Annotated in this window: 21 protein-coding genes; 12 read left to right on the forward strand and 9 right to left on the reverse strand. The window is 64.7% G+C overall.

Annotation, left to right across the window (positions count from 1 at the left end):
* Positions 1-24: 24 nt before the first annotated feature.
* From FFS60_RS01905 to FFS60_RS01930, 6 genes are all read right to left on the reverse strand, one after another.
* The gene (locus FFS60_RS01905) at positions 25-492 is read right to left on the reverse strand and encodes a YbaK/EbsC family protein (RefSeq protein WP_137820974.1); all 468 of its coding nucleotides are present in this window, start codon (positions 490-492) and stop codon (positions 25-27) included.
* Between the two features lie 73 nt (positions 493-565).
* Positions 566-1,432: an MBL fold metallo-hydrolase gene (locus FFS60_RS01910; protein ID WP_137820975.1), complete on the reverse strand. Its 867-nt coding sequence runs from the start codon at positions 1,430-1,432 to the stop codon at positions 566-568.
* Positions 1,433-1,491: 59 nt separating this feature from the next.
* Entirely contained in the window at positions 1,492-2,103 is a 612-nt protein-coding gene (locus FFS60_RS01915; RefSeq protein ID WP_137820976.1) for a class I SAM-dependent methyltransferase, read from the reverse strand.
* A gap of 87 nt (positions 2,104-2,190) precedes the next feature.
* Positions 2,191-2,832 carry an oxidoreductase gene (locus FFS60_RS01920; protein ID WP_137820977.1) on the reverse strand — a complete coding sequence of 214 codons (642 nt, stop codon included), beginning with the start codon at positions 2,830-2,832 and terminating at the stop codon, positions 2,191-2,193.
* A 28-nt stretch (positions 2,833-2,860) separates the two neighbouring features.
* Positions 2,861-4,588 (reverse strand): C13 family peptidase, encoded by a 1,728-nt coding sequence (locus tag FFS60_RS01925; RefSeq protein ID WP_137820978.1) that lies wholly within the window; start codon positions 4,586-4,588, stop codon positions 2,861-2,863.
* 84 nt (positions 4,589-4,672) lie between these two features.
* Positions 4,673-5,128, reverse strand: a complete 456-nt coding sequence (locus tag FFS60_RS01930) for a MaoC family dehydratase (protein ID WP_028631394.1) — start codon at positions 5,126-5,128, stop codon at positions 4,673-4,675.
* Positions 5,129-5,341: 213 nt separating this feature from the next.
* Between FFS60_RS01930 and FFS60_RS01935 the strand changes: the two genes are divergently transcribed.
* The 3 genes from FFS60_RS01935 to FFS60_RS01945 are packed head-to-tail and all read left to right on the forward strand — an operon-like array spanning position 5,342 to position 7,017.
* Complete coding sequence (locus FFS60_RS01935) at positions 5,342-5,704, forward strand: CidA/LrgA family protein (RefSeq protein ID WP_028631395.1); 363 nt, start codon at positions 5,342-5,344, stop codon at positions 5,702-5,704.
* The gene (locus FFS60_RS01940) at positions 5,701-6,417 is read left to right on the forward strand and encodes an LrgB family protein (RefSeq protein ID WP_028631396.1); all 717 of its coding nucleotides are present in this window, start codon (positions 5,701-5,703) and stop codon (positions 6,415-6,417) included. The genes FFS60_RS01935 and FFS60_RS01940 overlap by 4 nt, the downstream gene beginning before the upstream one ends.
* Before the next feature lie 9 nt (positions 6,418-6,426).
* On the forward strand, positions 6,427-7,017 hold the full coding sequence (locus FFS60_RS01945; protein WP_028631397.1) for an LON peptidase substrate-binding domain-containing protein: 591 nt from the start codon (positions 6,427-6,429) through the stop codon (positions 7,015-7,017).
* Positions 7,018-7,032: 15 nt separating this feature from the next.
* Here FFS60_RS01945 and FFS60_RS01950 read toward each other — a convergent pair whose 3' ends face one another.
* Both FFS60_RS01950 and FFS60_RS01955 read right to left on the reverse strand, forming a co-directional pair.
* Entirely contained in the window at positions 7,033-8,349 is a 1,317-nt protein-coding gene (locus FFS60_RS01950; RefSeq protein ID WP_028631398.1) for a bifunctional DedA family/phosphatase PAP2 family protein, read from the reverse strand.
* Positions 8,346-9,056 carry a DNA-3-methyladenine glycosylase gene (locus FFS60_RS01955; RefSeq protein ID WP_137820979.1) on the reverse strand — a complete coding sequence of 237 codons (711 nt, stop codon included), beginning with the start codon at positions 9,054-9,056 and terminating at the stop codon, positions 8,346-8,348. Before FFS60_RS01955 ends, FFS60_RS01950 begins: the two co-directional genes overlap by 4 nt.
* 115 nt (positions 9,057-9,171) lie before the next feature.
* Between FFS60_RS01955 and FFS60_RS01960 the strand changes: the two genes are divergently transcribed.
* Positions 9,172-10,017, forward strand: coding sequence for a class I SAM-dependent methyltransferase (locus FFS60_RS01960; RefSeq protein WP_137820980.1), 846 nt, complete (start codon positions 9,172-9,174; stop codon positions 10,015-10,017).
* 4 nt (positions 10,018-10,021) lie between these two features.
* Here FFS60_RS01960 and FFS60_RS01965 read toward each other — a convergent pair whose 3' ends face one another.
* The gene (locus FFS60_RS01965) at positions 10,022-11,251 is read right to left on the reverse strand and encodes an alpha/beta fold hydrolase (protein ID WP_137820981.1); all 1,230 of its coding nucleotides are present in this window, start codon (positions 11,249-11,251) and stop codon (positions 10,022-10,024) included.
* Between the two features lie 270 nt (positions 11,252-11,521).
* Between FFS60_RS01965 and FFS60_RS01970 the strand changes: the two genes are divergently transcribed.
* Genes FFS60_RS01970 through FFS60_RS02005 form a run of 8 tightly spaced genes read left to right on the forward strand, consistent with a single transcriptional unit; the run spans position 11,522 to position 19,376 of the window.
* Complete coding sequence (locus tag FFS60_RS01970; RefSeq protein WP_137820982.1) at positions 11,522-12,787, forward strand: glutamate-5-semialdehyde dehydrogenase; 1,266 nt, start codon at positions 11,522-11,524, stop codon at positions 12,785-12,787.
* On the forward strand, positions 12,787-13,431 hold the full coding sequence (gene nadD, locus FFS60_RS01975) for a nicotinate-nucleotide adenylyltransferase (protein WP_137820983.1): 645 nt from the start codon (positions 12,787-12,789) through the stop codon (positions 13,429-13,431). Before FFS60_RS01970 ends, nadD begins: the two co-directional genes overlap by 1 nt.
* Before the next feature lie 22 nt (positions 13,432-13,453).
* A complete protein-coding gene (rsfS, locus tag FFS60_RS01980) occupies positions 13,454-13,807 on the forward strand; it encodes a ribosome silencing factor (protein WP_028631404.1) in 354 nt (117 codons plus the stop codon).
* A gap of 12 nt (positions 13,808-13,819) precedes the next feature.
* Positions 13,820-14,287 carry a 23S rRNA (pseudouridine(1915)-N(3))-methyltransferase RlmH gene (rlmH, locus tag FFS60_RS01985; RefSeq protein ID WP_028631405.1) on the forward strand — a complete coding sequence of 156 codons (468 nt, stop codon included), beginning with the start codon at positions 13,820-13,822 and terminating at the stop codon, positions 14,285-14,287.
* A gap of 9 nt (positions 14,288-14,296) precedes the next feature.
* On the forward strand, positions 14,297-16,195 hold the full coding sequence (gene mrdA, locus FFS60_RS01990; protein ID WP_028631406.1) for a penicillin-binding protein 2: 1,899 nt from the start codon (positions 14,297-14,299) through the stop codon (positions 16,193-16,195).
* Positions 16,192-17,337, forward strand: a complete 1,146-nt coding sequence (gene rodA / locus FFS60_RS01995; protein WP_028631407.1) for a rod shape-determining protein RodA — start codon at positions 16,192-16,194, stop codon at positions 17,335-17,337. Before mrdA ends, rodA begins: the two co-directional genes overlap by 4 nt.
* A 35-nt stretch (positions 17,338-17,372) precedes the next feature.
* Entirely contained in the window at positions 17,373-18,362 is a 990-nt protein-coding gene (gene mltB, locus FFS60_RS02000; protein WP_171016474.1) for a lytic murein transglycosylase B, read from the forward strand.
* Between the two features lie 3 nt (positions 18,363-18,365).
* Positions 18,366-19,376, forward strand: a complete 1,011-nt coding sequence (locus FFS60_RS02005; protein WP_137820984.1) for a septal ring lytic transglycosylase RlpA family protein — start codon at positions 18,366-18,368, stop codon at positions 19,374-19,376.
* Positions 19,377-19,389 lie beyond the last annotated feature (13 nt).

A 19,389-nucleotide genomic window follows, 5' to 3' on the forward strand; every position in this document is an offset into this window, starting at 1 on the left:
ACAAGAGCGGTTGCCGCTCGTGATTCAGCCCGGCTCCTGGCAGACATCCACCCATTGGGCTTCCACCAGTTCGGCCATGTACGCCGGGGCGATACGTACCGCGCTGTGCACCGCGCCAGCCGCCGGCACCACTTCATCGAAGGCCTGCAGGGAACGGTCGCAGTAGACCGGCAGCGGGGTGGCGAGGCCGAACGGGCAGACGCCGCCAACCGGGTGGCTGGTAAGCGCTTCTACCGTTTCAGCGTCGAGCATCTTGGCCTTGGCGCCGAAGGTTTCCTTGAACTTGCGGTTATCGATGCGCGCGTCGCCGCGGGCGACCACCAGCACGGCGTCTTCTCCGACTCGGAAAGCCAGGGTCTTGGCGATTCGGCCGGGCTCGACACCATGGGCTTCGGCCGCCAGGGCCACGGTGGCGGTGCTGGTCTGCAGTTCGATGATGTCGATTTCCGGCGCCTTTCCAGCGAAGAAGGCGCGGACCGATTCAAGACTCATGGGCGATCCCTCTGGCTAAAGGCCGAATCCTTGTCGACGGCTGGCCCGGCGTCAACCGCGCCTGCATGTCGCTTCATGCGGCCAGCCCGCGAACCTCGGCGAGGCTGTCGGCCAGGCTGTAGCGGCCCTTGGCATCACGCACCACGCGGCCCATGGCGATGGCTGGGTCGTGGGTGAAGACCAACCGGCCGTTGCGTGTGAGCAGGTCGGCCAGCAGGGCTTCCTTCTCTTCGATCAGACCTTCGGGGAAGCGGTCGTAGCCCATGGTGATGGGCAGGTGTACCCAGGGCGCGCCGGGAATCAGGTCGCCGCTGAACAGCACCGGGCCGTCGGGCATATCCACTTCCGGCAGAAGCTGACCGGGCGTGTGGCCGTCGCTCCAGTGGAAGCGCCAGCCGGAACCGAGGGTGTCGCTGCTGCCACCTTCCTCGATCAGCTCCAGGCGACCGCTGCTTTCCAGCAGCTCGAGCAATTCCGGAATGTAGGAGGCGCGGTCACGGGCGTGAGGCTTGCAGGCCCGATCCCACTGACGTCGGCCCGTAACGAAGCGCGCCTTGGGGAATAGCAGGCGCGCGGGCTGGCCGTCTTCCCAGGGGGCGAGCAGGCCGCCGGCGTGGTCGAAGTGCAGGTGGGTGAGCAGGACGACGTCGATGTCAGCGTCGGTGAGACCCACCTCGGCCAGGCTGTCGAGCAGCACATGGCGCGCTTCCTGGACGCCGAAGCGTTGCTTCAGTTCAGGGGAGAAGAAGGCGCCGATGCCGGTTTCGACCAGGATGTTGCGGCCGTTGTCCTGGACCAGCAGGGCGCGACAGCCGAGGTCGATGCGGTGCTCGGCGTCCGGGGTCATCCAGCGCTCCCAGAGCGCGCGAGGGGCATTGCCGAACATGGCGCCGCCGTCGAGTTTCTGGCTGTTGCCGAGCAGGGTGGTGAGGGTACGCATGGCTGGGGTTCGCATTCGCTAGCAAGGGGGCAAGGCTAACCTGAACGCTGGGGCAGTGGTCAATCCGCCCATCCGCGATGGACGAATGTCATGGGGCGCGGGCCCGGCAGGTAGCTGCTGTGCAGTTCGCCGATCTTGAAACCGCCGGCTTCGATCAGGCGCGGAATGTCGCGGTCGAGGTGACAGCCGCCAGCCAACGGCTTCCACAGCGGGGTGAGCCGGTGCTGCCAGCGAACCACGGAAAGATCCGGCGCCAGCCCGTGTTCGGCGAAGTGCAGGCGCCCGCCGGGTTTGAGCACGCGGCGCATTTCGCCCAGGGCGGCCAGGGCATCGGGAATCGTGCAGAGGGTGAAGGTGCAGACGATGCTGTCGAAGCTGGCGTCGGCGGCCTGGATCTCTCCGAGTTCCAGGGCGATGGTCTCCACCGGGATGGCAATGGCCTCTGCACGTCGACGTGCCAGGGCCTGCATCTGTGCGGCAGGGTCTACGCCGGTCACCCGGCTGACCCGGGTCGGGTCGTAGAAGGCGAGGTTCAGGCCGGTACCGATGCCGATCTCCAGTACGTGCCCTTCGGCACAAGGCACCACCAGGGAACGGGTCTTCATGACGTGCCCCATTCCGCAGGCGAAGTCGATCAGGCGTGGCAGGACGTAGCGATCATAGAGGCCCATGACGGTTCTCGACGGTGAGTGATCTCGCTCACCTTAGCAGCGGGCTTCATGCGGGGCGCGGGGATTTCGGCCAATCACAGGTCGTCGTCAACGACCGAGGCGGCGCAACTCATCCGACTCGATGATGCGTACGCCGTCTTCTTCTTCGAGCGCCAGACGCCAGAGCGCACGGGCCAGCGTGCAGACGCCGATGCCGCGGTATTTTCCCGGCAGCCATCGCATGAAGGCCGCGGCCAGGCGTTCGCCGAGGCGGAACTCGCTACGCGGCCCCAATAGCAGTGAGGGGCGGGCGATGGTCAGCTGCGGCCAGTCCATGGCTTTGAGGGCTTCTTCCATCTCGCCCTTGACCTTGTTGTAGAAGATCGAGGATGTGCGATTGGCGCCTACCGCGCTGATCACGATGAAGTGCCGTGCGCCCAGTTCACGGGCGCGCCGGGCGACGTCCAGGACCAGCTCCAGGTCCACCGCGCGAAAGGCTTCCTGGGAGCCGGCCTGGCGAATGGTACTGCCCAGGCAGCAGAAGGCGACGTCAACCCGGTCTTCCAGCTGCGGCAGCAGTTCGGCCAGCGGACCGACAGGGTTCTTCAGGTGCGGGTGCTCGGCCAGTGGGCGACGGGTCGGCGCCAGGACTCGGGCGACCGTGGGTTCGTTGAGTAGCCGGTCAAGCAGGTGCTCGCCGGTCAGACCAGTGGCGCCGGCGAGCAGTATGTGCTGGGGCGTCAAATGCATGCTGTTTCTCCGCTGATACACGCTGAGCTTAGTGGCTACGCACGGTTTTGTCGGGGTTCGCGGCGCTTTGGGCCGTCAGAGCCTGCTCCGCCTGATGCTCGCGTAGTGCGCGCCAGCGGGCAGTGACGGCCTTGGGAGCCCAGATCTGCGGTTCCGAGGCTTCGAAGTCGTCGGCCTTCTCGCGCTCGGCGACTTTCTCCTTGGCGATTCCGAATGCACGTTCCAGATCGTCCGTCTCGCTGAAGGCGTCGGCGAACAGGGCGCGCCCGAAGTAGGTGAAGTCGCTCTCCTCGGAGCAGCCAAAGGACACGCGGTCGGAGCGGGCCGCCGTCATGATCAGGGTCTTCTCGTCCTTCAACGGTGGAATGAAGCCGCCGGAGTAGCAGGCGGAGATCACCAGCACCTTGTACCTGTCCTTGAGGGGAGCAAGCAGGTCGGCAAGTTCCTGCGCCGGCAGGTGGCCGAGCTGGAGGCCGGGTTGCTCCAGGGCCAGTTCGTGGGTCGGTGAGCCGTGGCTGGTCAGGTAGATGAAGACGAGGTCTTCCGGGCCACTTCGCCTGGCGACGGCCTGGATCGAGCGGGACAGGCTTTCGCGGGTGGCCAGGGGGCGGTTGGCCATGTGTTCGCGGTGGTTGACCAGGTTGATCTGGCCGTGGGCGCCGAAGCGTTCGGCCAGGAGTTTGGAGACGTAGTCCACTTCACGCAGGAACACGCTCTGACGACCGTCGCCGGCGAGCATGATGGAATAGAGCTCCACCGCAGGCGTGGAGGCCGGCAGCGCGTCGATCGCCTGATCGAGCAAGCGGCCCTGGGCCAGCAGGCCGAGTTCCAGGGGATTAGGCAGGGCCTTGCCCTGTTCGTCGCGGATGCGAGTGCCGTCCTGCCAGATGCCGGTCTCAAGCTTGCCATCCGATTGAGTCAGGCTGCCGATGCCGCTGTAGAGCCCGTCGTTGAAATGGCCGTGGTAGCGGCTGCCGTCGGCCAGCGACAGCGTGCCCTCGCCCTGGTAGCGCCAGTGCCGGAAGTGACCCTGGTAATGGCTGCCATCGGCACCGATGAACTCGCCCTGGCCAATCAGGTTGCCTTCCTTGAAGGTACCGCTCCAGACATCGCCATCAGCACTGGTGAAACGCCCCTTGCCGTCGAACAGGCTGTTCTTGAATTCGCCGATGTAGTGGGAGCCGTCTTCGCCCTGGTAGGCGCCCTGTCCTTGCAGTTGTCCCTTCTTGAAGCGTCCGCTGAAGCGGTTGCCAGCCTCGTCGGTACGAACGCCTTCGCCGTCCGGCTGACCGGCGCGGAACAGGCCCTGGTAGTTGCTGCCGTCTGGCCATTCGAGGCTGCCGAAGCCTTGGTACTTGTCGTTGCGGAACTGGCCGCGATAGGTCACGTCACCCTGGCGCAGGGTGCCTTCGCCATCGAACTGGTTGCGGGCGAAACCGCCTTCGTAGGTGGTGCCATTGCCGTAGCCGAGGCGCCCTTGGCCGTGAAACAGGCCGGCCTTGAATTCGCCGGAATAGACCAGGCCGTTGGGGCCGTGCCATTCGCCCCGACCTTCCGGCTGGCCGTCCTTGAACTGACCTTCGAACCAGGTGCCGTTGTTGTAATCCAGGCGCCCAGGCCCCTGCAGTAGACCGTTGACCAGTTCGCCGCGATAACGGGAGCCGTCCGGCAGGCGGGCGTCCGGCGGGGTCAGTGGCTCTCCCTCTCCGCAGGCCGTGAGCAGCAGGGCGAGGGTCAGGGGCAGAAGCGGTTTCATTGGGTGTCCTTGTCCAAGCATCTGCCTTTCAGTGTGGCGCAAAAAAGCCCGCGATTGCGGGCTTTTTTACCGTTGGTCTCTGGCTCAGACGAAGCAGAGGCTCAGGGATTCGGCGATGTAGGCGGGCTTCTGCTGGCCTTCGATTTCGAGGGTGCAGAGGGCTTTGATCAGCCACTGGCCGGGGTTCTTCTCGGTGATGTCGATGACCTTCACGGCCAGTCGCACGCGGGAGTCCACCTTCACCGGCTGGATGAAGCGCACTGTGTCCAGGCCGTAGTTGACCACCATCTTCACGCCTTCGGGCAGGACCAGCAGGCCGTCGATCAACTTGGGAATCAGCGACAGGCTGAGGAAGCCGTGGGCGATGGTGGAGCCGAAGGGCGTCTGCTTGGCGCGCTCCGGGTCGACATGGATGAACTGGTGGTCTTCGGTGCACTCGGCGAACTGGTTGATGCGGTTCTGGTCAATGGTCACCCAGTCCGAGTGGCCCAGTTCCTTGCCAACGTAGTTCTTCAGTTCAGCTACTGGTACGAACGCCATGCGTCATCCTCCGTGGATGCAGTGTTGTAATTTTTGTAATCCGGGGGCTTTGCCCCTCCCTTGCGTGCAGGGCGTAGATCAGCATGTCGGGCGGGCCCGGTCAAGACGGCATGCCCCCTGCGAATGGCGGGTTATAGCGTGAGGGCAGGCAAGCCTATAATGCCCCGTCCCGGCCGAAGCCCGCCCGACCGGACCTGACCCATGGAGATTTTCATGCTGTTGCGCGGACTGACCTTGCTGGTGCTGTTCCAGCTGATCGGTAGCGGGCTCAATGCCCTGTTCCTGTCCATGCTGCCCGGGCCCATCATCGGCCTGGTGCTGCTCTTTCTCTATTTACTGGTGCGTGGCGAGGTGAGCGAGCCTCTGAGCCTGGCCGCCAGCAGCCTGTTGCGATACCTGCCGCTGCTGCTGGTGCCGCCGGCGGTGGGCGTGATGGTTTATGCCCAGGCCATCTGGGCGGACTTCTGGGCCATAGCCGGCGCTCTGGTGCTGTCGCTGCTGGCGGCGTTCCTCTTCTGCGGCTGGTTGATGCAGAAGCTGATCGATCGCCAGGTGCGCCGCCGGGAGGACGCATGAACCTCGACTGGCAAGCCGCGGTGCAGGCGGTGGTGCACCATCCGTTGTTCGGTTTCGGCGTGACCCTGGCGGCGTACCAACTGGCCCTGGCCGCCTACGAGAAGACCCGCTGGGTGTTCTTGCAGCCGGTGCTGCTGTCCATGTTGCTGCTGATCGGCGTGCTGCTGGCCTTCGGCATCAGCTATCAGGAATACCGTGAGAGCACCCAGTTGCTGACGGTCTTCCTCGGCCCGGCCACCGTGGCGTTGGCGGTGCCGCTATTTCTCAACCTGCGGCGGATTCGCCAGTTGTTCTGGCCAACCCTGCTGACGCTGGTGTTCGGCGGGCTCTTCGCTACGCTGTCGGTAGCTGCGCTGGGCTGGTGGTTCGGCACCGAGCGCATGGTGCTGATGACGCTGTTGCCGAAGTCGGTGACTTCGCCCATCGCGATGCTGGTGGCCGAGCAGCTCGGTGGGGTAGCGGCCCTGGCGGCCGTGTTCGTGCTGATCACCGGCGTGCTGGGCGCGATCCTCGGACCGGAACTGCTGCGCCGCTGTGGCGTGCGTCATCCCGCTGCCCAGGGCATGGCACTGGGGCTCACTGCCCATGCCGTGGGTACTGCGCGGGCATTGCAGGAAGGCGAGGAGTGCGGTGCTTTCGCCGCCCTGGCAATGAGCCTGATGGGCGTTGCCACTGCGGTATTGCTGCCGCTCGTCGTTGCCATGATTGCTTGAGGTCGATGCATGAAGTTGCCGTTGTTTCCGCTCAACACTGTGCTGTTTCCGGGCTGCGCGCTTGACCTGCAGATATTCGAAGCACGCTACCTGGACATGATCGGGCGCTGCATGAAGCAGGGCGAGGGCTTCGGCGTGGTCTGCATTCTCGAAGGCCAGGAGGTCGGCGAGGCGGCCAGCCGCTTCGCTGCCATCGGTTGCGAAGCGTTGATCCGCGACTGGCAGCAGCGCCCCAACGGCTTGCTGGGCATCCGCGTAGAGGGCGGCCGGCGTTTCCACGTCGGCAAGGCGGAGGTGCTACGTGATCAGTTGACCCTCGCCGAGGTGGAGTGGCTGGATGATGAGCCCGAGCGGCCGCTGCGTCCGGAACATGCTGACCTGGCGGCATTGCTCAATGCCCTGGCCGAGCATCCCATGGTCCAGGGGCTGGGCATGGGCGGAGTGGTGGAAGGGCAACAGGCGTTGGCTAACCAGCTGTCGTACCTGTTGCCGTTCCACATCAAGGAAAAACTGCACCTGCTGACCCTGGCCGATCCCGTTGAGCGCCTGGACTTCCTCCAGGGCTTGCTGGACCAGTTGCAGGGTGAGTCCATCGCTTAGGCGCTTGCCTGTCCCTCAATAGCTGTAGCGCGCCAGCGCATCCGGCAGGGCCCAGGTTGCGATGCCGCCCAACAGGGCCAGGCAGGCTGGCAGGATCAGCACCCATACACGTGGGTTCATGGCCGTCAGGGGCGCCGCGCGTTGCATCAGCGCCAGCCCGGCGGCCGCGATTCCGCCTGCCAGCAGACCGCCGGCGAGGATGTCCGTGGGCCAGTGCACGCCGAGATAGACCCGAGACAGGGCGATGGCCAGGGCCGGCAGGCTGGCCAGCAGGAGCCAGGTCAGGCGTAGTCTCCCGGGCTGGCCGCGGCCAGCGAGAATGCCCAGCACCAGGAAGAAGGCGAAGGCCGCTGAGCTGTGCCCGCTGGGGAAGCTGAAAGTGTTCAGCGGCTCGGCGAGAACCTCCGGCCGAGCCCGCGCAAAGAGATGCTTGAGTCCGGTGTTGGCCAGTGCCGTGGTCACCAGGGTGCCGATGGCGAAGCAGGCCGGGCGCCATTGACGCAGTACCAGCAGCAAGGTCGCGAGCAAGGCGCCGGCAAGGAGCTGGGTCTTGAAGTCGCCCACGCGGGTGACCAGCACCATCAGTTGGTCCAGGCTGGTGTGACGCTGTTCCTGGACCAGAGACATCAGCCCCTGATCCAGCGCTTGCAGATGTGGCCAGCCGATCAGCAGGGCGGCCAGGGCCAGCAGGCAGAGCCCAGCCGCCAGTGGATTGGCCGAGCGTTTCTCGCGCAGGGTGCTGTGAACGATCAGCCCGAGCATGGCCAGTACCACGACAATCACCACCCCCGCTTCGCCCCAGAAACCCTCCGGCAGCGGCAGACGCAGGGCCGCACCCGTGGCCCAGCCGGGCAGGAGGTAGGCCACCGCCCAGCCGGCGGCGGCGAGCATGCTGACGGCAATGAAGCGCGGGAAGGGCATGTCGAGCATGCCGGCCACCATCGGCAACATGGGACGCAGCGGGCCGATGTAACGGCCCACCAGCAGGCTGGCGACGCCGTATCGCTGAAAGTAATTCTCCGCGCCGCTGATCCACTCCGGGTGGTCGCGCAGCAGCGGTAGCCCGCGGATGTTCTGGTGGAAACGCCGGCCCAGGCCGTAGGAAATCAGGTCGCCCAGCAGGCCGCCGGTGTAGGCCAGGAGCAGGGTTTCCCAGAGTTCCAGGGCGCCGCTGCCGGCCATCACGCCGACGGCAAACAGCAGGGCGACGCCGGGCACCACAATGCCGGCGATGGCCAGGCACTCGATGCAGGCGATCAGGAAGATCGCCAGGCCCAGCCATTCCGGGTTGGCGCCTAGCCAGGTGGTGACCTGGTCGAACCATTGACTCATGGGTGTTTGTCCTCGATCAGCAGGTAGTCGCGTCCTTCGACCTGTCCGCGGCGCAGTGGGTTGCGCGAGCAATGGCGGGCGTAGGCAGCATCGACGAAGCGGTAGGGCAGGTGTTCATCGCGGCCGTGGGGAATGCCCAGGCGCGCGGTCTGGATGATGCGTGTCGGGCGCTCGCCAACGTCTTCGACGAACAGGCGTTGCCAGTCGAAGCGCTGGCCGTCCCAGACCGGTACCTTGAGGCCGAGAGCCTTGCACAGCAGGGTCTGGCCGGCGCAGAGGCGTTCGGCCGGGCGCGCCTGGCCCTGGGCGTCGGGGTTGTTGTGTTGCATGGTGGCCAGGGCGTCGGCGGGGGAAATGGCGTCGACCCACGGGTGGCCGGATTTGATCAGCACCGCGTTACCGGCGCCATGGGCGCTGAAGTTCAGTGAGTCGCCGCCACGGGCGTAATACATATAGATGTGTCCGCCATCGAGGAACAGCGCGCGGCGCTTGTTGGTGTAGCCGAGGGATGCGTGGCTGCCCTTGTCCACCAGGTAATAGGCCTCGGTTTCGATGATGCGTGCCGACAACCAGCGCCCGTCGACCCGGTGACGGATGACTTTGCCCAGCAGTTCCCGCGCGACGTGCTGGGCGTCGCGGTCGAAGAAGGCGTCGGGCAGTGGACGGGCGCCGGGCCAGGGCAAACTTAGGATGGGATCGCGGGACATGGGGCTGTCGCAGGGTCACGGGTCGGAATAGGCTCGCGATTATACGGAAGCATGCTGAGCCGAAGCTGAACGCCGGCGTCGGAATCGTCACGCAAAATAACAAGAGCCCGTTGCCATGTCCCGAGCTGCCCGTCTTGACAGTGCCCACATCACCCCCAGTGCGCACTACACCGGTTACGTGTGGTATCGCCACCACTTGGCCGAAGAGCCTTTCGTCACTTCATTTGGGCGATTTGCCCATGGCGTGCTGACGCCCATCAGTTGGGGGGCGCGGGTGGCGTTCGGGCTGGATGTCGAGCGTTTCCTCCTGCAGCGTCACCTGCTGATCGATGCTTTGTTGCGCGAGGCCATCGAGCAGCGTGGCGTGCGCCAGGTGGTGGAGATTGCCTGCGGCCTGTCTCCTCGGGGGCGGCGTTTTTGCTCCCGCTACCCGGAGCTGCGTTACCTGGAGGCCGACCTGCCGCCCATGGCCGCCCGCAAGCGCCTGCTGTTGCACGAGGAAGGCTGGCTGGATTCACGGCATCAGGTGCGCCCTGTGGATATCCTCGCCGAACAGGACGCGAACGACCTGCAGGCACTGTTCTCCGGGCTGAATCGTGACGAGCCGGTGCTGGTCATCACCGAAGGGCTGGTGAACTACTTCGAGCTGCCGGTGATAGAGGCCTTCTGGAGCCGGCTGGCAACGCAATTGCGCCAGTTCCCATCGGCCACTTACCTCACTGACCTCTATCCCGACCTGCGCGAGCATCCGCGTTACCGTCAGTTGCGTTGGGGCATCGACCTCGTCGGCCGTCTGACCCGGGGCCGGTACTACCTGCACTACCGGGGAGACGCCGCCATAGTCGAGGGGTTCGAAGGCTGTGGTTTCGGCAAGGTGAATGTGCATGACCCGAAGGAGCTTGAGTCGGCCCCGCTGGATGCCTGGCCTGCGCTGGTGCGGGTGGTGGAAGCTCGTACCTGATGTCTCAGGCATAGGCCACCGCCCGTGGTTCCGTTTGGACCACCTGGGATGCCAGCGCGTCGCTGGCCTGCGCGTCGGTGTGGGGAAAGACCAGGGCCAGGCTATCGCCTTCATGGCGCAAGGGAAGCGCATCCAGCGACGGCAGGTCGCCAGCTTGCAGTCGCCAGCCCCGATTCGGTAGATCGGTCGGCAGTTCGCCGCGCACCAGCCCGCCAAAGAAGCCCAGTTCGCTGACCTCCACATGGAACTCGCCAGCCTCGGCATGCAGCAGTCGGCCGCGCCGGTTCAGTGGTGCTACGCGTGCCTCCTGGCGTCGTTCCAGGTGATCCAGGCGGTTGCGTGCCAGGCGGGTCGCGCCGGGGTTCGCCAGCGGCAAGGCTACGCCCTGGAGAAAGGGGCGATAGAAGCTGGCGCAGGCTTCGCGTTGTTCGAACTGGGCCAGGTGATCGCCGTTGTGGATAAGGGCGCAGTCGGCATCGGCGCAGGCGGCGGCAAAGCCAGCATGTTCCCAGGGCTGGGTGAAATGATCGTATTCGCCGGCCAGGACCAGGGTAGGGCAGGCTGGGTGGTGATCGAAGCCGGAGAAGTCCAGCAGACGGCGGCTGTTCTGCCGGTAACGTTCGAGTTCCAGCGGTGAAAGGCGCTGCATCTGCCGCAAAAGAGCCTTTCGGAACACCAGCGAGATGCCGGTTTCCTCCAGGCGCAACGGGTTGATCAAACCGGTCAGGGCGCCTTGGGCGAAGTGCAGCACCTGGCCCTCGGACAGCAGTTCGAGTCCTTCTTCCAGCATGCGCCGGGCGCCAGGACGGCCGAATGCGGTGATCCCCGCGAGCAATAAGCGTGCGCAGCGTTGCGGATGGCGTACCGCGAACAATGCCGCCAGGGCCGAGCCATAGGACAAGCCAATGGGCATCAGCGGCGGCAGTTGGAATTCTTCGGCAAAGGCGGCGATCAGGTCGGCCAGTTGTTCAAGAGAGAGCTCCGGCGCGAGTTGCAGATTGCCGCCCTGGCTCGGCAGGTCGAGGAGGACCACCGGGTGGCGCGGCAGCAGCTCCTGCACCTCGGCACCGAAGGAGCGGAAGCTCTGGAAGGCGCCGCCAAGCATCAATATGGGTTCGCGCTTGTCCGTAACGTGCTGCGAAAAGGCCTGATAGTGCAGGGTCCAGGGGCCGATCTGGATGGTGCGGGGCGCGTCGGCCAGTTGTTGGGCGGCGAAGTCGGTCTGGTAACGCATGGCGGATTCTCCGGCGCCGGGGCGCTTCTTGTTCTTCTGCGACGACTGCAATTGGAAGGTAAACAGCGGAGACACTTTTGTTTACCCAACCTTCGGGCGGGCGTGTTTTCCGGGTGTCACCGTCCCAGCCGCGGCCCGCCTGGGCCGCGGCCTGCACCGTTACCGGTAAGGCCCGTGGAATGACCTGTCTACCATCCGCCCGGCGCCGCTGGGCGCGGGCGAGCGCGACCGCTATAATCAGCCGCTTTCCTTTCGCCAGAACCCGAGACCATGACCGAGTCCGTTCTCGATTACATGACCCGCCTTGGCCGCGCCGCCCGCGCCGCCTCGCGTGTGGCCGCCCGCGCCAGCACCGCGCAGAAGAACCGCGCCCTGCTGGCTGCCGCCGATGCCCTGGATGCAGCTCGTGCCGAGCTGACCGCCGCCAATGAGCAGGACCTGGCCAACGGCCGCGCCAATGGCCTTGACCCCGCCATGCTCGACCGCCTGGCACTGACCCCGGCACGCATCGACGACATGATCGAGGGCCTGCGCCAGGTCGCCACCCTGCCGGACCCCATCGGCGAGATCCGCGACATGCGCTATCTGCCGTCCGGCATCCAGGTGGGCAAGATGCGCGTGCCGCTGGGTGTGATCGGGATCATCTACGAGTCGCGGCCGAACGTGACCATCGATGCCGCCAGCCTTTGCCTTAAGTCCGGCAACGCCACCATCCTGCGCGGCGGTTCCGAGGCGATCCATTCCAACCAGGCGATTGCCATCTGCATCCAGAAGGGCCTGGCTGAAGCCGGCCTGCCGAGCGAGCTGGTGCAAGTGGTGGAAACCACCGACCGTGCCGCCGTTGGCGCGCTGATCAGCATGCCGGAATACGTGGACGTGATCGTTCCGCGCGGTGGCAAGGGCCTGATCGAACGCATCAGCCGCGAGGCCAAGGTGCCGGTGATCAAGCACCTGGACGGCATCTGCCACGTCTACATCGACATTGCCGCCGATCTCGACAAGGCCATTCGCGTGGCCGATAACGCCAAGACCCAGCGTTACGCGCCGTGCAACACCATGGAAACCCTACTGGTGCATGCCGGCATCGCCGCACGCGTGCTGCCGCCGCTGGCCGCCATCTACCGCGACAAGGGTGTTGAACTGCGCGGTGACGCCGCCACTCGTGCGCTGCTGGGCAATGATGTGCTGGAAGCGACCGAGGAAGACTGGCGCACCGAGTACAACGCGCCCATCCTCTCGATCCGCATCGTCGACGGCCTGGACCAGGCCATCGAGCACATCAATGCCTACGGCTCGCAGCACACCGACGCCATCATCACCGAGAACTTCAGCGATGCGCGGCGCTTCCTCACCGAGGTGGATTCCGCTTCGGTGATGGTCAACGCCTCGACCCGCTTTGCCGATGGTTTCGAGTACGGCCTGGGCGCTGAGATCGGCATTTCCACCGACAAGCTGCACGCCCGTGGCCCGGTCGGTCTGGAAGGCCTGACCAGCGAGAAGTATGTGGTCTTCGGCGACGGTCACGTACGCACCTGATGGGCAAGCGCATCGGCCTCTTCGGCGGCACCTTCGATCCCGTGCATATCGGCCACCTGCGGAGTGCCGTTGAAGTGGCCGAGCAATTCGGTTTCGACGAGTTGCGCCTGATTCCCAGTGCGCGCCCGCCGCACCGGGAAACACCTCAGGTGTCGGCATCCCAGCGCCTGGCGATGGTGCAGCTGGCAGTGACAGGTGTCGCGCCATTGGCAGTGGATGATCGCGAGCTCAAGCGCGAGCGGCCATCCTGGACCATCGAAACGCTGGAGTCCCTGCGCGCCGAGCTGGATGCCGAAGATCAATTGTTCCTGCTGGTCGGCTGGGACGCGTTCTGCGGTCTGCCGAGCTGGCACCGTTGGGGCGAGCTGCTGGACCATTGCCACATCCTGGTCCTGCAGCGTCCGGACGCCGACAGCGAGGCGCCGGAAACCCTGCGTGACCTGTTGGCCGCACGCAGCGCGGTCGATCCGCATTCCCTGCAGGGGCCTGCCGGGCAGATCGCCTTTGTCTGGCAGACGCCCCTGGCGATTTCCGCCACCCAGATTCGCCAATTGCTGGGGGAGGGGCGCTCGGTGCGCTTTCTCGTGCCCGACGCCGTATTGGCCTATATCCATGCGCACGACTTGTACCGTGCGTCGAACTGATTCACTGAGGTAGTTGAACCCGATGCAAAACGAAGAACTCGTCAAGGTCGCCATTGCGGCCCTGGAAGACCTGAAAGGTCAGGAAATCACCACCATCGACGTGCGTGGCAAGACCAGCATCACCGACTTCATGGTGATCGCCAGCGGTACCTCTGGCCGTCATGTCAAATCCCTGGCCGAAAACGTGCTGGAGAAGGTCAAGGAGCAAGGCGTCCGCGCGCTGGGTAGCGAAGGCCTGGACGGCGGCGAGTGGGCCCTGCTGGACCTGGGCGACGTGGTGGTGCATGTGATGCAGGTCGCCACCCGCCAGTTCTACGACCTGGAGCGCCTGTGGCAGGGTGCCGAGCAGAGCCGCGCCCACCACAGCCACGAGTAAGCGGGGCATCCCTTGCGTCTACGTCTGATTGCTGTTGGTACGCGGATGCCGCGCTGGGTGGAAGAGGGATGGCAGGAGTACGTCAAACGCCTGCCGTCCGAGCTCAGCCTGGAACTGGTGGAAATTCCCCTGACCACGCGCGGCAAGAATGCCGACGTGGCGCGGATGATCCGCCAGGAAGGCGAGGCGATGCTGGCCAAAGTGCAGCCGGGGGAACGCATTGTCACCCTGGAAGTCGAAGGTCGACCCTGGAGCACCGAGCAACTGGCGGTTGAACTGGACCGCTGGCGCCTGGATTCGCGCACTGTCAACCTGATGGTCGGCGGCCCGGAAGGGCTGGCGCCGGAGGTCTGCGTCCGTAGCGAGCAGCGCTGGTCGCTGTCGCCGCTGACGTTGCCGCATCCGCTGGTCCGCATCCTTGTTGGTGAACAGATCTACCGTGCCTGGACTGTGCTGTCCGGCCACCCTTATCACAAGTAAACCCTGTCCATGCCGCAACCGATCCGCCTGAAAGACCACGAGAAAGATGCCCGCCTGGTGCGTCAGCGCGTGATCGTGGGCGCCGTGGCAGTGCTGTTGCTGACTTGCGTGCTGATTGCCCGTCTTTATTACCTGCAGGTGATCCAGTACGAGTACCACTCGACCCTTTCCGAGAACAATCGCGTCCACGTGCAGCCGATACCGCCCACCCGTGGGCTGATTTTCGATCGCAATGGCGTAATCATCGCCGACAACCGGCCCAGTTTCAGTCTCAGCGTTACCCGCGAGCGGGCTGGCGACTGGAAAGCAACGCTCGATGTGATTGTCGAAGTGCTGCAGCTGACACCGGATGACCGTGCCCTGTTCGAGAAGCGCATGAGGCAGGGGCGGCGGCCGTTCGAGCCGGTGCCTATCCTTTTTGAACTGACCGAAGAGCAGATCGCCCGAGTGGCGGTGAACCAATTCCGCCTGCCCGGCGTAGAAGTGGTGGCGCAGTTGGTGCGGCACTATCCGCAGGGCGCGCACTTTGCCCACTCGGTGGGTTATGTCGGCCGCATCAATGAGAAAGAGCTGAAGCAGCTCGATCCGGTCAACTACAGCGGCACCCACCATATCGGCAAGACCGGGATCGAGCGCTTCTACGAAGACCAGCTGCATGGCGAGGTGGGTTACGAAGAAGTCGAAACCAACGCTCGCGGCCGCGTACTGCGCGTGCTCAAGCGCACCGACCCGAAACCTGGAAAGGACCTGGTGCTGACCCTCGACGTGCGTCTGCAGGAGGCCGCCGAGCAGGCCCTGGCGGGGCGTCGTGGTGCCATCGTCGCCATCGAGCCGTCCAGCGGCGACGTACTGGCGATGGTCAGTCAGCCGAGCTTCGACCCGAACCCGTTCGTCACCGGCATCAGCTTCAAGGCTTACGCCGAGCTGCGCGATTCCATTGACAGACCCTTGTACAACCGCGTGTTGCGGGGCCTCTACCCGCCAGGTTCGACCATCAAACCGATGGTGGCGGTCTCCGGCCTGGACTCGGGGGTGGTGACGCCGGCTTCGCGAGTCTTCGATCCGGGCTTCTACCAACTGCCGAACTACGACCACAAATACCGCAACTGGAACCGTTCCGGTGACGGCTGGGTGAACATGGAAACCGCGATAATGCGGTCAAATGACACCTACTTCTACGATCTTGCCCACAAGATGGGGATCGATCGTCTGCATGACTACATGAGTCGCTTCGGTTTTGGCCAGCGTGTGGCGCTGGACATGTTCGAAGAATCCGCGGGCCTGATGCCCTCCCGCGACTGGAAGCGCGCCCGCTACCGCCAGGCCTGGTACCCGGGGGAAACGCTGATCCTCGGTATCGGTCAGGGGTACATGCAGGCAACGCCGCTGCAACTGGCTCAATCGGTGGCGCTGATGGCCAACCGCGGCAAGTGGATCCGCCCGCACCTGGCCAAGACCATCGAAGGCCAAAGGCCGCTGGACCCCAATCCGATGCCGGACATCATCCTGCGTGACCCGAAGTTCTGGGATGCCGGGCGTATCGGTATGGAGCAGGTAGTCCATGGTGCCCGCGGCACGGCGCATAAGGTCGGCGCTGCGTCGGTCTACCGCATCGCCGGCAAGTCCGGCACCGCGCAGGTCGTAGCGATCAAGCAAGGCGAGAAGTACGACCGCTCCAAGGTCCAGGAACGGCATCGCGACCATGCGCTGTTCGTCGCCTTCGCCCCGGCCGAAGACCCGAAGATTGCCGTTGCGGTAATGGTGGAGAACGGCGAGTCCGGCTCGGGCGTTGCCGCACCTGTGGTCAAGCAGGTCATGGACGCCTGGCTCCTCGGTGAGGACGGCCAGCTGAAACCCGAGTTCCGCCCGCCGCAACCGCTGGCGGACCAGCAGAGCGCCATTCGATGAACAGCAACTTCGATCGCACCATCTCCCAGGAGGACGTGCTCAAGCGCCGAGCCACCCTCCTGCAGCGCCTGCACATCGACGGCTGGCTGCTGCTGATCATCCTGATGCTGGCGGCCGGTAGCCTGTTCGTCCTCTATTCAGCGAGCGGCAAGCACTGGGATCTGTTGATGAAACAGGCGAGCTCCTTCGGCCTGGGGATCGGGGCGATGATCGTCATCGCCCAGTTCGAGCCGCGCTTCATGGCGCGCTGGGTGCCGCTGGCATACGTGGTCGGTGTGGCCCTGCTGATAGCAGTGGAGGTCATGGGCCACACGGCCATGGGCGCTACCCGCTGGATCAATATTCCCGGGGTGATCCGCTTCCAGCCCTCGGAATTCATGAAGATCATCATGCCGGCGACCATCGCCTGGTACCTGTCTCGACACAACCTGCCGCCCAAGCTCAAGCACATCACCGTCAGCCTGGTGCTGATCCTGGTGCCTTTCGTGCTGATCCTGAAGCAACCGGACCTCGGCACCTCTCTGCTGATCCTCGCCTCCGGTGCCTTTGTGCTGTTCATGGCCGGCCTGCAGTGGCGCTGGGTCTTCGGCGCGGTGGCGGCGGTGGTGCCCGTGGCAGTGGCCATGTGGTACTTCGTGTTGCACGACTACCAGAAGCAGCGAGTGCTGACCTTCCTCGATCCGGAGAGCGACCCGTTGGGTACCGGCTGGAACATCATTCAGTCCAAGGCAGCCATCGGCTCGGGTGGGGTATTTGGCAAAGGCTGGCTGCTGGGCACCCAGTCGCACCTGGATTTTTTGCCCGAAAGCCACACGGACTTTATCATTGCGGTCCTCGGTGAAGAGTTCGGCCTGGTGGGCGCCTGCCTGCTGCTGTTGGTCTATCTGCTCCTGATCGGCCGCGGCCTGGTGATTACCGCCCAGGCCCAGACCCTGTTCGGCAAGCTGCTGGCGGGCAGTCTGACCATGACCTTCTTCGTATACGTGTTCGTTAACATCGGCATGGTCAGTGGACTATTGCCGGTCGTGGGGGTACCCCTTCCCTTCATTAGCTACGGCGGAACCCATCTGGTGACGCTGCTGTCAGGGTTTGGGGTGTTGATGGCGATCCATACCCATCGCAAATGGATCGCCCAGGTTTGAATCGAGTGAATGACTTGAAAGCACTGCGCAAGTTGATGCAGTTCGGGGCCACCGGGGTGGCCTTGGTCGGACTGCTGGGGGCAGCCGCACCGGCACTTTCCGGGGACTACGAAGGTTCGCCGCAGGTGGCCGAGTTTGTCGCCGAGATGACGCGCGACTACGGCTTTGCCGGCGAGCAACTGGTGGACCTGTTCCGTGAGGTGAATCGCAAACAGTCCATCCTCGATGCCATCTCCCGGCCCGCCGAACGGGTCAAACCGTGGAAGGAGTACCGGCCGATCTTCATCACCCCGGCGCGTATTCAGAAAGGCGTGTCCTTCTGGAACCAGCACGCCGAGGCACTGGCTCGCGCCGAGAAGGAATATGGCGTACCGGCCCAGGTGATCGTCGCAATCATTGGCGTCGAGACCTTCTATGGTGGGAACACCGGCAACTTCCGCGTGATCGACGCCCTGTCTACCCTGGGTTTTGACTACCCGCCGCGGGCCGATTTCTTCCGCAAGCAGTTGAAGGAGTTCCTCTTGCTGGCGCGCGAGGAGCAGGTCGATCCGCTGATGCTCAAGGGCTCTTACGCCGGGGCCATGGGGCTGCCTCAGTTCATGCCGAGCAGCTTCCGCGCCTATGCTGTGGACTTCGACGGCGACGGCCATATCGACATCTGGAAAAACCCGGTGGACGCCATCGGCAGCGTTGCCAGCTACTTCAAGCGCCATGGCTGGACAGCCGGTGGCCCGGTGGTCAGTCGTGCCCAGGTTCGCGGTGATCGAATCGACGAAGGGTTGACCCAAGGGCTGGACCCGGTGAAGAACGTCGGCGATCTTAGGACGCTGGGCTGGGCAAGCAGCGCCGCACTGCGCGATGATGTGCCGGTGACGGCCTTCAAGCTCGAGGGGGATGAAGGAGCGGAGTACTGGATGGGATTGCCGAACTTCTACGTCATTACCCGCTACAATCGCAGCGTGATGTACGCAATGGCAGTGCATCAGCTTTCCGAATTGCTGGTCAACGCAAGGGGCGGGCGTTAACCGATGCCACAACCGATAAGAGTCGCCGTTTACGGCGCCGTAGCATTGTTGCTGGCGAGTTGCTCGAGCAGTCGCGCACCCGAGCCGGTCCAGCCTGGCGGCCCGATCTCCGGCCCCGGTGATTATGCGCGCCCGCACAAGGATGGCGCGCCTTGGTGGGAGGTCGACGTCTCGCGCATTCCCGATGCCGTCCCCATGCCGCACTATGGCTCGTTCAAGGCCAACCCTTACACGGTACTTGGCAAGACCTACTACCCGATGAGCGACGCGCGTCGCTATCAGGCAGTGGGCACTGCCTCGTGGTACGGAACCAAGTTCCACGGCCAGGCCACGGCCAACGGCGAGGCCTATGACCTCTACGGCATGACCGCTGCACACAAGACCCTGCCACTGCCCAGCTACGTGCGGGTTACCAACCTGGATAACGGTCGCACGGTGATCCTGCGGGTCAACGACCGCGGGCCGTTCTACTCCGACCGCATCATCGATCTGTCCTTCGCCGCGGCGAAAAAGCTCGGTTACGCCGAATCGGGTACCGCCCGAGTCAAGGTGGAAGGAATCGACCCTCACGAGTGGTGGGCCGCTCAGGGGCGTCCGGTGCCGATGGTCCTCGCGCAACCGAAGATGGTTGCCCAGCCACAGCCGCAAGCCAAACCCCAGTCGGCCGTCCAGGTGGCCAGCGCGCCGATCGAGCAGTACACCCCGCCGCCGCAGCAACACGCCGCCGCGGTTCTGCCCGTGCAGATCGACGCAAAAAAAAACGATTCACTCGCAGCGTCTGGCCTGTATCTCCAGGTGGGCGCCTTCGCCAATCCGGACGCTGCGGAGCTTCTCAAGGCCAAGCTGAGCGGGACGGTGAGTGCGCCGGTCTTCATCAGCTCGGTCGTGCGCAACCAGCAGATACTGCACCGGGTACGCCTGGGGCCGATCGGAACTCAGGGTGAGGCCCAGCAGCTGCAAGACAGCCTGCGCCTGGCCAATCTCGGCCAGCCTACCCTGGTGAAGCCGGACTGACGGCTTCCTCAAT

It is taken from the genome of Pseudomonas sp. D(2018) (assembly GCF_005502555.1).
Lineage (GTDB): Bacteria > Pseudomonadota > Gammaproteobacteria > Pseudomonadales > Pseudomonadaceae > Metapseudomonas > Metapseudomonas resinovorans.